A 12,323-nucleotide genomic window follows, 5' to 3' on the forward strand; every position below is an offset into this window, starting at 1 on the left:
TCAATCTCGCCGCAAAGACCCGCATAATAGGGGCACGCCAACGCTTCACACAGGATACCACCTTGCGGGTCAATCGCTATTTGCACCTTCCCCTTATCACCACCTTACTCATGGTGGCAAAGGTGTGTGCAGGTGAAATGGTGTTATATGCCGAACATGCCGTCCCGAACAACTATCTGGGTGCAGATGGCAAAACAGCCAAAGGGATTGCGGTAGATCGATTACGTGCGGCGTTCAAGAAAACCGGTATTCCGTACAGCATCACCATTACCGAGTGGTCGCGAGCATTTAAGCTCGCGCAGCGCCAATCCAATGCCTGCGTATTCAGTACCGCCAGACTCCCCGAGCGGGAGGCGATGTTTCAATGGGTCGGCCCCATTGCCAGTTCATCGTGGGTACTATGGGGGAGGCCAGACCAACTGCCGCCAGAATCACTTGAGTCGGTCAGGGAAAAGCTGATCTGCGCCCTGCTCAACGATGGTCCGGGCGAATATCTACAGGCACGAGGCTTTCGAATCGTGGGCGCAACAGCACCAGAAACCTGCGCCCGCAATGTGGCTCGCGGCGTAGCGGATTATTGGGCCAATAGCTTAACAGACGGCCAGAGCGTGCTGACTCAGCTTCAGCTCAGCGATCAGGTCGAGCCTAAATACGAATACCGCCGCAACCAGCTGTATCTTGCCTGCAATCTGGCCATGCCAAAGCATCAGATTGATCGCCTGCAAAATGCCCTACCCCATATCGTGTATCAGTCGATACGCTAGCGCAGCACAGCCCAGCGAAGCCATCACACGGAAATTCGGTCACGACATCAAAATGAGCTGCAGTCAAATGAGGCGGCATAGCCGCCATGCAAGCCGCCAACACCTCACCAGGCATAAGCCAAAACAGACGCATCGTGTTCTCGATTGCATTTCTCCAGCCTTGCAACACAACTTGCAAACTTCAACTGCCATGCCGCAGTTGTCGGACAGCGCTAATTGGGTAGGTGGGCGGGTCTTTTGTATGGTGAGCTAAGCGTGTCGAGTCACACTCTACCGGCGTTGCACCAGCAGCACACGGGGGAATCGTCCGGGGAGGCGCTGAATGAGCGCATGGTAACGTACGGTAATCCGACCAAATTGCGCTTCAACATCGGAGAAGAATAAGGTGGATGCGACGCCCACACGATTGGTGTTGATGACCCCATCCGTGCCATCCGCAAAATACGGACGCAAGTCATTCACTTGGGTAAAAGGCTGTGCACGGCGTTTTGCGACCAGTTTCTGAGCAATGGCCTCACCTTGCTCGCCGATCACCGCTGCCAGTACCTGCGGACTGGCAAAATTCACGTTGAGCGACGGGACGGTTTCAATTGGCCCTGCTACTACGAATGGGGTCAGCTTATCAATGATCTGTGGCGTAAATCCCTTGACGCGAGCCAGCTCGGATACATCAGCCAGTGGCGCACCCGCTGCCCGGTAAGGTTCGGGCAGCGCCAGGTAGCCCTGATCAACTGGCGGCTGATTGGGGCGGTTATTCCCTTGTGGATCAAGGTACTCCGCCAGGCGGTCGGCCAATTCCGGATCCAGCGATAAACTGGCCAGCAGCCGCTTGAAGACAGTAACCTCACTCTCCGCTCGCGCACCATTGGCATTGATCAGATTATTGAAATTAAAGCGTCCTTGCGCATCACTCAGTCGCCCGCCAGCCGAACCATTCTCAACAGGCAAATTGGGAATAGGCTGATTCCATGGCCGTTGCGCGTGATCGGCGCCGTTATTCTGATTGCCGTCATCACGCAGCACCATGCGCGTAAAATCCAGCGCTGCGCGAGCAATACTGCGTGCCTCTGCAAGATCATGCTGGTTCTCGACCTGACGGAACCACAGGCTGTAGCGCCACACCATAAACATGGCAAGGCCTGCCACAATCGCTGCAATCCCGACCGCCGTAATAATGGCTACGCCACGTTGTTTACGCATCATCGTAAGGACACCAGACGGCTAATCGTTTGCCCATCTTTCAGGACAAGTTTGAGTTCGATACCGTGCGGCAACCGTTCATTGGTTTGCGTTTGCCCGGCATTGGGCCACGCAAACTGCCATTGTCCCGCACCATCATTGAATCGAACCTGCATTGCCTGAATGCCATCCATCATTTTATAAACTTGCGGCTCGGTACGCGGCGCCTGATCTAATGCCTGCCACACCAGCAGATCAAGGTGTCCATTACTGACCCGATAGCCAATATGCACGGGCTTGCCGCCATCCAGTCGCACCATCTCGAGCTGAGCGCCATGACGATCAAGCGGACCCGCAGCCCCTCGCACCGCGGGTTGCAATGTCCCGCCATCATCGCGCCAGCTTCGATCGACAATTTGCGAGATATCTTCCTCGAACCGCCCCATCATCAGCGTCAGCTCGCGCCAGTACCGCACCTGAGCATCGAGATGCTCCTTGGTTCGCATCATCCGGCTCAGACCTTGATAGGCGATCATCGACATGATGGCGAAAATGGCGAGCGCGATCAGAATTTCGATCAGGGTAAAGCCATTGCGCTTTCCGCGCTTGCGCGTTTGAAAACGATTAGCAGACATACGATTAGCGGACATTGGCGATATACCCCACCAGAATGGCATCGGCATGCTCCCGATTCTCGTCCGCGTATACTTTCACCTCTAGACGCCGAAAAGCAGGGTTTGGCGTACCGCCGACATCTTCCACCCAATGAAAACTCATTCCGGCCTGCGACTCATCTCCCTCATGCTTGCCTAAATCTGGAAACTGGCCACTTGCCACGTAAAAGTTGATTCGGTTCTGGGCGACCCAGCCCGCTGCCACATGATGCTTGAGCGAATCCGCACCGCGGATGGTTCCGACGGTTGCGCGCACGGCTGCGCTGAGGGCAATGGCAATCACAGCCAGTGCCACCAGCACTTCTATCAAGGTAAAACCGGCTCTATCTCGCCGATTGAGGTGTGGCGGATGGCTCACCATGATTTCCAAATGTAATCCGTCCCATGGCATCTGATTCGACTGTGAGCCGATCGTGCCCCTGCGTGAGCATCAGGGAAAATGGCGCGTTCACGCCAGAGGGTGCAAAGCGGATATGCTCTTCTGCGGGTAACGTCGTTCGATTCACTTCAATGGCCGTGATATGCATGCCAGCAGGGAGATCTCTGGAGCGCAAGGTCTCGATTGTATCGACGGGAATCCAGGCACCGAGCGCATTCATTTTCCAGAATGCGTAGCGACCCGGAACCGCCAGATCAGGGCCGAAGCCAAAGGTTTCACCGGTTGCAATCGCCTCATCATTCACATGTTCAAGCAGCGCCTGCATACGCTCTGCTTCGCGTTTGATCTGTGTTGCGTCACTATCGGTGAAATTGACACTGGCCATTGCGACAATGATGCCGACAATGGCCACGACAATCAGGATTTCCAGTAGCGTAAAGCCACCGGTGCGTCGATGCGCCATCACTACATCCAGTTGCCAATCTGATGCGTCGTATCCGTTGCCGATGGGCCATCTGCGCTGCCATAACTCATGATGTCGATTTCACCATGCAGTCCGGGGTTCAGATACACATACTCAAAGCCCCAAGGATCTTTTGGCAGGCGATCGAGGTATGCCTTCCAATTGGCCGGTACCTGTCCGGTTGTCGGTTTGGTCACCAGCGCTTGCAAGCCCTGCTCTGTCGTTGGAAAGCGGGAGTTGTCGAGCTTGTACATACTCAGCGCGGCCTGAATAGCGCGAATATCTTCCTTGGCTGCCACAATCTTGGCTTCATTGGGCTTGCCCATGAACTTCGGCGCAACCACTGCACCAAGAATGGCAATGATGGTCACTGCAATCAAAATTTCTAACAGGGTAAAGCCGCGCTGAAGCGCATAGGGCATACGTTGGGTATGGGTATTGTTCAAGGTGCCTCCTGTGCAGACTGTATCCGCTAGTTTGTTTACGCTAGTGTGACATTTAGTGAGCGATGATTCTATTTAACCAGCTCATTCATTTCAAATACGGGCAGCAATATCGCTAGTACAATCAGCAATACCACCACACCCATGAACAACGCCATCAGCGGCGCGAGCAAGCTGGTAAACGTGCCGACACGCTGCTCAAGCTCTGCTGATTGTTGCTGTGCTGCCTTTTCCAGCATCACTTCCAGTCGCCCCGAAGCCTCGCCCGAGGCAATCAGATGGATCAGCACAGGCGGAAATAGTTTCTTGCGTCCGAGCGCCACAGACAGACTTGCCCCTTCGCGCACATCTTTTGATGAGTCTGCGACAGCGGCACGCATGACACGATTCTGCACCACGCCACCTGCAGCCGACATGGCGGTTAGGAGGGGTACGCCACTGCCGACCAAAATCGAAAGTGTACTGGCTAGCCTTGCTGTATTACCTGTCCGGTTAAATCTTCCGAATAAAGGCATACTGAGGGCTGCACGGTCAACTTTGATCCGGACATGCTCCTTTTGCATTGCCTTCCAGCACACAGCGCCAATAACGCCCAGGGAAGCAATCAGGTAAATGCCATCGTGTCGTACAAAATTCGATACAGCCAGCAGCGCGCGGGTCAGTAAGGGGAGTGTTGCTTTCTGAGATTCAAACACTGCCACCATTTGCGGCACCACCCAGTACAGCATACCGGTGACGATCAGTAGACAAACCACCACCAAAACAATGGGGTAAACAAACGCCTGGCCGACCTTACTGGCCAGCGCCTGACGTGCTTCAATGTAGTCGGCAAGCCGGCGCATCACTTCTGCTGCGCGGCCACTTTCTTCCCCTGCACGCACAATCGTCCGGTACAACTCGGGAAAAACGCGCGGATGGCGGGACATTGCCACCGACATCGGCGAACCCGCCAGGATTTCGCTACGCACACCCGCCAATACATCGCGGATTCGTGGATTTTCGGCTTGTTCGATGAGTACGTTCAAGCTTTGCTCAATGGTAAGCCCCGCATCGAGGAGTGTGGCGAATTGACGTGTGAGCAATGCGAGTGCGGCAGTCGGAATCGCTGCGCGGGATGACTTCCCCGGCTGGCCAGTTTCATCAGCCTTGATCTCCGACATGTCGGACACCCAGATGCCCTGATCGCGCAAATTAGCACGCGCAAGTTTGGCGGTATCCGCTTCGACTACGCCTTCTACCTGCTTGCCCCGAGCGTCGATCCCGCGATAGCGGAAACCTGCCATGAGTTACATTCCTCCGCCCGCCTGTCCATCGAATGGTGCCGGTATCCATCCGGCAAGATCAATGATTGCCGAGGCCAGCAGGATGATGGCGAGCATGATTGGTATAAATAAAAGCACGCCCTTGGTGATATACGGCATGGGCAATCCTGTGGAGGCCTGCAAGCCGCGAGCCAGCAACACCAGCTGATACCCGAGCAACATCAAGGACAGAATGAAGCCCGCATCATAGGGCAAGAGGGCGCCGAGCGGTTGAAATATCTCGATGCTGGATACCAGTACCATGAGCGGAAACAGGCTTCCCGGCTCACGCCAGCGGTGACTGGCGCGGCAGAAACGCTGAAAAAACAAGGCCGCAGCCGAAGTGGAAAGCAGATATAACACAATAAAAAAGACTGTGCGATCTACCACATCCGCACGCAATTCGCCCGCACCAAGCGCGTTAACAGTCGCAATCGCCGCCAGCCATAACAATGGTTGCCACGCGGGATAGACATAATGGTCTAACGACCTGAACCGGAATGCAGAAAAATCCAAGGCATCGTCTAGGATTTGGCGCATAGTGTCCTTGAACTGGAAAGCGTCCGGCATGCGACCGATCACCCGCACACCGGAACAAGTCTTCAGGTGCCTTGCCGAACGACACAACCAGCGACAGGCTCTTTATCATGTACCACCAGCTGAAAATCCTGAGTCAGCGGATTTTCACGGCGAGCCGCAAGGTAATAGCGAGTACACGGCTCAATGGACAGCTGTACATCTTTGGATGGAGGGGTGTGGAATCCCGCTACCGGTGCGGTCTGCAATCTCAAGGTACGCACACCCGGCTCGGCACGAACCGGATCGCGATCTACCGTGTAATCGCCATCAATCGCCACGACGCGCACAGGATGAAGCTTGAAATCGACGCGACCAAATTCATTTTTGCCATCCAGTAGCGACGTATTGGTTATCGTACTGCACCCCGACAGCCCAGTTGCAACGAGTACGGCCAAGATCGTGTATTTCATGTTATGCCTCCTACAAATGAGCAGCGCCAAGATGACGCTGATCGTGTGTAACTACGTTAGCATAATCAGGCATTCACTCGGTATGAAGCGAACGCACGACTTTGTTACATATCTGACACATGGCCATGACTGAAACACATTAGCGTCAATCGAATACAACCGTTTTATTGCCAAACACGAGTACCCGATTATCCAGATGCCAGCGCAATGCTCTGGAAAGCACAATACGTTCCAGATCCCGCCCCTTCTGGATCAGATCAGCCACACTATCACGATGCGAAATTCGCACCACATCCTGCTCAATGATGGGACCGTCATCCAGCACATCCGTTACGTAATGACTGGTCGCCCCGATCAGCTTCACGCCGCGCTCGTAGGCGCGGTGATAGGGTTTGGCGCCATCGAATGCCGGCAGAAAACTGTGATGAATATTAATCACGCGCTGCGGCCAGGCGGCAGTAAATTCCGGTGACAGCACCTGCATATAGCGCGCCAGTACAATCAGGTCGATCCGGTAAGCGGCCAGCAATTCGCGCTGCGCCTGTTCGAACATCGGCTTCTGGCCTTTGGGCGTGTCAATATATTGAAAATCTATGCCGTGAAATTCTGCAATCCGCCTGCAGGTTTCGTGATTGGAGACGATCAGCGGAATGTCGCAATCCAGCTCGCCGGTTTGCCAGCGATGCAGCAAATCCACCAGACAATGATCGTAATGCGAGACGAATATGGCGACACGCTTGCGCTGGCTCGATCGCTGTAATTGCCAGCGCATGCCGAAGCGATCAGCAATAGGCGAAAACGCTGCGTCAAACGCGGACAGGTCCAGCGTAAATCCCTGCAGATCCCACTCGATCCGCATCAGAAACAGCTCACCCTCATCATCCTGATGCTGATCGGCATGCAGGATGTTGGCATTGTAGGTGTAAAGAAAATTGGCGATGGCCGCGACCAGCCCTTTGCGATCAGGGCAGGAAATCAGCAGGGTGGCAGTATCTTTCATCAGACGTATCGGAGCATATTTCGTTGGTATGCCCCGATCTTGCCCGACAGCGCATTTGTACTGCAACGCAGCGATGACTACATCAGGCGCGAGTGGGTGCGATTACCACAGCTTCGCCCTTCAGCACCTGCACATCACGCACGCGGCACTGGATATTAAAGGTCACGCGATGTTTCACCGGATCAAGCGCAGCCACCTCTACGATGGCGGCCACCGTATCGCCGATATGCACCGGCGCGGTGAATTTCATGGTCTGCGACACGTAGATGGTGCCCGGTCCCGGCAATTGATTGCCGAGCACGGTCGACACCAGACTGGCGGTCAGCAAACCATGGGCGATGCGTCCCTTGAAGGGCGTTTCACGGGCATATTCTTCATCGGTATGCACGGGATTGTGATCGCCGGTGATGCCGGCAAACAGGACCACATCAGCCTCAGTCACCGTTTTGCGGAACTGGGCGGTCTGGCCGATATACATTTCGTCAAAGTAAACAGTCACATGTCCTCCTGGCACCGCATGGATGGTCTGCGGCAATCACGATTGTGAACGTGCAATGTTGCAACGCGCAAACACAATCGAACGCCAGTGCGATTTTTGCAAATCAAACGCTTGTTTTACCTGAATACAAGGATTTATGATTAGACATGTGAGAAAACGCGATGTAGTCGCCCCTACGGTGACAACAGCACCGGTGACGAATGAAGTGTCAGGGTGCTATATTGGCGCGTTAGGCGCGAGGCTGGCCTTTTTTGCCGTCTCGATGCCGCAGGTTTTCAGGAGCCGGACCTGGTCCGTCTCGACGATATTTTCGATCCGACCCCAGCGGAGGAAGCGTGAAAGTTCTGGTCGCAGTGAAGCGCGTTGTTGATTACAACGTCAAAGTACGGTGCAAGGCTGATGGCAGCAATGTAGATATTGCCAACACCAAGATGTCGATGAACCCGTTCGACGAAATCGCAGTTGAAGAAGCGGTTCGTCTGAAAGAAGCCAGCAAGGCCACGGAAATCGTGGTGGTGTCGCTGGGCGTGAAGCAATGCGAAGAAACGCTGCGCACCGCGCTGGCCATGGGTGCCGATCGCGCCATCCATGTGGAAACCGACGTCGAATTGCAGCCGCTGGCTGTAGCCAAGCTGCTGAAGGCAGTGGCCGACAAGGAACAACCGCAACTCGCCATCCTCGGCAAGCAAGCCATTGATGACGACGCCAACCAGACAGGCCAGATGCTGGCTGCGCTGCTAGGCTGGCCGCAAGGTACCTTCGCATCCAAGGTGGGCGTGGATGCAGACAAGGTTGAAGTCATCCGTGAAATCGACGGCGGTCTGGAAACCGTGTCGCTGAACCTGCCGGCTGTGGTCACAACTGACCTGCGCCTGAACGAACCGCGCTACGTGAAGCTGCCAAACATCATGGCCGCCAAGAAGAAGCCGCTGGACAAGCTGTCCCCGGCTGATCTGGGTGTAGACGCTGCACCGCGCCTGAAGCTGGTGAAGGTCGCTGAACCTGCACAGCGCAGTGCTGGCGTGAAGGTGGGCTCGGTTGCCGAGCTGGTGGCAAAACTGAAGAACGAAGCAAAGGTGATCTGATCATGACCATTCTGGTGATTGCAGAACACGATAACGCCCAGCTGAAGGCGTCTACCCTGAACGCGCTGGCCGCTGCCCAGAAAATCGGTGGCGATGTGCACGTGTTGGTCGCTGGTCACAATGCCGGCGCTGTTGCCACTGCTGCTGCCGCTGCAGCCGGTGTGGCCAAGGTGTTGGTGGCTGATGGCGCACATCTGGCGCATCAGCTGGCTGAAAACGTCACCCCTGTTGTGGTTGAGCTGGCCAAGGGTTACAGCCATGTATTGGCCGCCGCCACCACATTCGGCAAAAACGTGCTGCCGCGCGTCTCTGCCCTGCTGGATGTGGCTCAGATCAGCGACATTATCGCTGTCGAATCCGCCGATACCTTCCAGCGCCCAATTTACGCCGGTAACGTGATTGCGACTGTGCAATCGGCTGATACCATCAAGGTGCTGACCGTGCGTACCACTGCGTTCGATCCGGTTGCTGCCACCGGTGGCGCTGCCGCTATCGAAAACGTGGGTGCCGGTGCTGATGCAGGTACCTCGCGCTTTGTGGGTCAGGAGCTGACCAAGTCCGACCGTCCGGAACTGGGCAATGCCCAGATCATCGTGTCCGGTGGCCGTGCACTGGGATCCAGCGAGAAGTTCCACGAAGTACTGGAGCCACTGGCCGACAAGATTGGTGCCGCCATCGGTGCCAGCCGTGCAGCTGTGGATGCAGGCTATGCCCCGAACGACTATCAGGTCGGTCAGACCGGCAAGATCGTCGCGCCGCAACTGTATGTCGCTGTCGGTATCTCCGGCGCGATCCAGCATCTGGCCGGTATGAAGGATTCCAAGGTGATCGTCGCGATCAACAAGGATGAAGAAGCACCGATCTTCCAGGTGGCCGACTACGGTCTTGTGGCAGATCTGTTTACTGCTGTGCCGGAACTGATCGCCGAGTTGAGCAAGTAAGCTACCTTTGGTATACAACGGTCGTCATAGGCGACCGTTTTTTTGAATTAATCAACCAAGCAACTGCTTGATTGGAGAATCCCATGAGCTACCGTGCTCCCGTAAACGATATTCGTTTTGTGCTGAACGAGCTGGCCGGACTGACCGAAGTCGCCGCCCTGCCCGGCAACGAAGAAGTGAATGCCGAACTGGTAGATGCGATCGTCGAAGAAGCCGCCAAGTTCGCAGAAAACGTGGTAGCACCACTCAATCGCGTGGGTGATCAGCACGGTAATAAGCTCAATGATGGCGTGGTGACCACTGCGCCGGGATTCAAGGAAGCATTCGGCCAGTTCGTGGAAAATGGCTGGGTGAGTCTGCGTGGTCCGGTGGACTTCGGCGGTCAGGGCATGCCTGCGCTGGTCGCCATGGCAACCGAAGAAATGTGGTGTGCCGCCAATGTGGCCTTTTCGCTGTGCCCGCTGCTGACGCTGGGCGCAATGGAAGCCCTGCACCACCACGCTGGCGACGAGATCAAGGCGACCTATCTGCCGAAGATGGTGACAGGCGAATGGCCCGGCACCATGAATCTGACCGAGCCGCAAGCCGGTTCTGATTTGGCACAGGTGCGCGCCAAGGCGGTGCCTGCTGACGATGGCACCTACCGCATCTCCGGCCAGAAGATTTTCATCACCTGGGGCGAGCACGATATGTCGGACAATATCGTGCACCTGGTGCTGGCACGCCTGCCGGATGCGCCGGAAGGTGTGAAGGGCATTTCCCTGTTTGTGGTGCCCAAGTTCCTGGTGAACGCCGATGGCTCGCTGGGCGAGCGCAATGATGTGCGCTGCGTATCGCTGGAACACAAACTCGGTATCCACGGCAGTCCGACCTGCGTGATGAGCTATGGCGACAATGGCGGTGCGATCGGCTATCTGGTGGGCGAAGCCAACAAGGGCCTGTCGTACATGTTCACCATGATGAATCATGCCCGTCTGGGCGTGGGCATCGAGGGTATGGCCATTTCCGAACGCGCTTACCAGCATGCACTGGCCTACGCCAAGGATCGCGTGCAATCACGCGAACTGGGTTCTAGCGATCCGGCTCCGGTGGCCATCATCAAGCATCCGGATATCCGTCGCATGCTAATGACCATGAAGAGCCAGATCGAAGCACAGCGCGCCCTCGCCTATTACGCAGGCGCTGCGCTGGACAAGGCCGCATCGCATCCGGATACCGCCGAACGTGCCCGGAATCAGGCGCTGGTGAATTTCCTCATCCCGATCGTGAAGGGCTGGAATACCGAAGCCGTCAACGAGATCACCTCGCTGGGCGTACAGATCCACGGTGGTATGGGCTTTATCGAAGAAACCGGCGCGGCACAGCATCTGCGCGATGCGCGCATCACCGCGATCTACGAAGGCACCACCGGCATTCAGGCAATGGATCTTGTGGGACGCAAGACTGCCTCCGAGCAAGGTGCAACCGCCAAATGGCTGCTGGGCGAAGTAGAATCGACCGTGGCTAAGCTGAACGCCGCAGGTCTGGGCGATATCGCCACCAAGCTGGCTGACGCCGCCAAGGCCGCACAATCGGCAACCGAGTTTGTGGTGAAGCAATTCGGTGGTGCACCACGCGATGTCGCTGCCGGTTCGGTGTATTTCCTGAAGGCCATGGGTCTGGTACTGGGTGGCTGGCAACTGGGCCGCGCTGCACTGGTCGCCAAGGACAAGCTGACCGATGTCAGCGCAGACGAAAGCTTCCTGACCGCCAAGATCACCACCGCACGCTTCTTTGCAGCACACATGCTGCCGCAGGTTGGTGGTCTGGTCGACAGCATCCTCAATGGTGCCGATACCACCATGGCGCTGGCAGACGATCAGTTCTGATCAGGCATCAAGGCACGAAATAACACAGGGCGCCCCAAGCGCCCTGTTTTTATGTACTGTCTTTGACGGTTCAATCTTCCATCAGCGCTTTAACCTGCAATAGGTAGCGCTCGGCCATCTCGCGGCCATCCCGTCCTTCGCGCATCGCCATGTTCCACTTGGCAATACAGCGCATCAGTGATGTTCTGTCCCGTGCAGCATCAACCCGGCGGCAGATATCTGCCCCCAGCAAGCCGAGATATTCGGTAGCGGTACTCTTCAGGATTGCTTGAACCTGTGCTAGCACAATCGGGGAAAGCGGATCAGCTTCGGCAATGAGCGGTTCGGACTGAATGCCGGGCGCTTTGGCCGGTGCCAACGTCGCTGCCTGCGGCATCGGCGCACGGCCTGGCTTTGCGTCTGGCAGTCGGATCGGATCAATGGCCTGCTGCTGCGAGGCAACTTCATGACGGCCGTCAACCACCGAGATCAGTCCATTTTCCTGCAGTTCCCGCACCACGGCAGTCAACTCGACACCAGCGCCAAACACCGGCGTCAGCTCGCCAATCGAACGCTTGCCATCCATCAGAATCAGGGCGCGCCTGCTCAGCGCAGACAAGCCAAGCGTGCGTTGTTCGATTTCAGCGCGGCCAGCAGCGGTTTTGGTGTAAATCATGATACTCACCGAAGAATTGCAAATCAGAGGGTTAGCACATGCTAATCCCGAGGTATTGCAATTGCGTGAAGCGGCCCGCACCT

Annotated in this window: 15 protein-coding genes; 4 read left to right on the forward strand and 11 right to left on the reverse strand. The window is 56.1% G+C overall.

From position 1 onward, the window contains the following. Positions 1-62: 62 nt before the first annotated feature. Positions 63-764, forward strand: a complete 702-nt coding sequence (locus KSF73_14625) for a transporter substrate-binding domain-containing protein (protein ID MBV1776950.1) — start codon at positions 63-65, stop codon at positions 762-764. Positions 765-1,034: 270 nt separating this feature from the next. Here the strand turns inward: KSF73_14625 and gspK are convergent, their stop codons facing one another. From gspK to KSF73_14675, 10 genes are all read right to left on the reverse strand, one after another. Then, entirely contained in the window at positions 1,035-1,967 is a 933-nt protein-coding gene (gene gspK / locus KSF73_14630; protein ID MBV1776951.1) for a type II secretion system minor pseudopilin GspK, read from the reverse strand. Then, a complete protein-coding gene (gene gspJ / locus KSF73_14635; protein ID MBV1776952.1) occupies positions 1,964-2,620 on the reverse strand; it encodes a type II secretion system minor pseudopilin GspJ in 657 nt (218 codons plus the stop codon). The genes gspK and gspJ overlap by 4 nt, the downstream gene beginning before the upstream one ends. Next, a complete protein-coding gene (gene gspI / locus KSF73_14640; protein MBV1776953.1) occupies positions 2,583-2,978 on the reverse strand; it encodes a type II secretion system minor pseudopilin GspI in 396 nt (131 codons plus the stop codon). Before gspI ends, gspJ begins: the two co-directional genes overlap by 38 nt. Beyond that, positions 2,941-3,459, reverse strand: coding sequence for a GspH/FimT family pseudopilin (locus tag KSF73_14645; GenBank protein ID MBV1776954.1), 519 nt, complete (start codon positions 3,457-3,459; stop codon positions 2,941-2,943). The genes gspI and KSF73_14645 overlap by 38 nt, the downstream gene beginning before the upstream one ends. Positions 3,460-3,461: 2 nt before the next feature. Beyond that, a complete protein-coding gene (gene gspG, locus KSF73_14650) occupies positions 3,462-3,881 on the reverse strand; it encodes a type II secretion system major pseudopilin GspG (protein ID MBV1776955.1) in 420 nt (139 codons plus the stop codon). Between the two features lie 92 nt (positions 3,882-3,973). Continuing rightward, positions 3,974-5,185: a type II secretion system inner membrane protein GspF gene (gspF, locus tag KSF73_14655; GenBank protein MBV1776956.1), complete on the reverse strand. Its 1,212-nt coding sequence runs from the start codon at positions 5,183-5,185 to the stop codon at positions 3,974-3,976. A gap of 3 nt (positions 5,186-5,188) precedes the next feature. After that, complete coding sequence (locus tag KSF73_14660) at positions 5,189-5,743, reverse strand: hypothetical protein (GenBank protein MBV1776957.1); 555 nt, start codon at positions 5,741-5,743, stop codon at positions 5,189-5,191. Between the two features lie 62 nt (positions 5,744-5,805). Further along, the gene (locus KSF73_14665) at positions 5,806-6,192 is read right to left on the reverse strand and encodes a hypothetical protein (protein MBV1776958.1); all 387 of its coding nucleotides are present in this window, start codon (positions 6,190-6,192) and stop codon (positions 5,806-5,808) included. 145 nt (positions 6,193-6,337) lie between these two features. Further along, positions 6,338-7,192: a formyltetrahydrofolate deformylase gene (gene purU / locus KSF73_14670; protein MBV1776959.1), complete on the reverse strand. Its 855-nt coding sequence runs from the start codon at positions 7,190-7,192 to the stop codon at positions 6,338-6,340. An 82-nt stretch (positions 7,193-7,274) separates the two neighbouring features. After that, complete coding sequence (locus KSF73_14675) at positions 7,275-7,670, reverse strand: MaoC family dehydratase (GenBank protein ID MBV1776960.1); 396 nt, start codon at positions 7,668-7,670, stop codon at positions 7,275-7,277. Between the two features lie 356 nt (positions 7,671-8,026). Between KSF73_14675 and KSF73_14680 the strand changes: the two genes are divergently transcribed. From KSF73_14680 to KSF73_14690, 3 genes are all read left to right on the forward strand, one after another. Beyond that, on the forward strand, positions 8,027-8,776 hold the full coding sequence (locus KSF73_14680; GenBank protein MBV1776961.1) for an electron transfer flavoprotein subunit beta/FixA family protein: 750 nt from the start codon (positions 8,027-8,029) through the stop codon (positions 8,774-8,776). Positions 8,777-8,778: 2 nt separating this feature from the next. Continuing rightward, complete coding sequence (locus tag KSF73_14685) at positions 8,779-9,717, forward strand: FAD-binding protein (GenBank protein MBV1776962.1); 939 nt, start codon at positions 8,779-8,781, stop codon at positions 9,715-9,717. Positions 9,718-9,800: 83 nt separating this feature from the next. Then, positions 9,801-11,585, forward strand: coding sequence for an acyl-CoA dehydrogenase (locus tag KSF73_14690; protein MBV1776963.1), 1,785 nt, complete (start codon positions 9,801-9,803; stop codon positions 11,583-11,585). Between the two features lie 70 nt (positions 11,586-11,655). Here KSF73_14690 and KSF73_14695 read toward each other — a convergent pair whose 3' ends face one another. Further along, positions 11,656-12,240, reverse strand: a complete 585-nt coding sequence (locus KSF73_14695) for a hypothetical protein (protein ID MBV1776964.1) — start codon at positions 12,238-12,240, stop codon at positions 11,656-11,658. Positions 12,241-12,323 lie beyond the last annotated feature (83 nt).

Source organism: Burkholderiaceae bacterium DAT-1 (assembly GCA_019084025.1).
GTDB lineage: Bacteria > Pseudomonadota > Gammaproteobacteria > Burkholderiales > Chitinimonadaceae > DAT-1.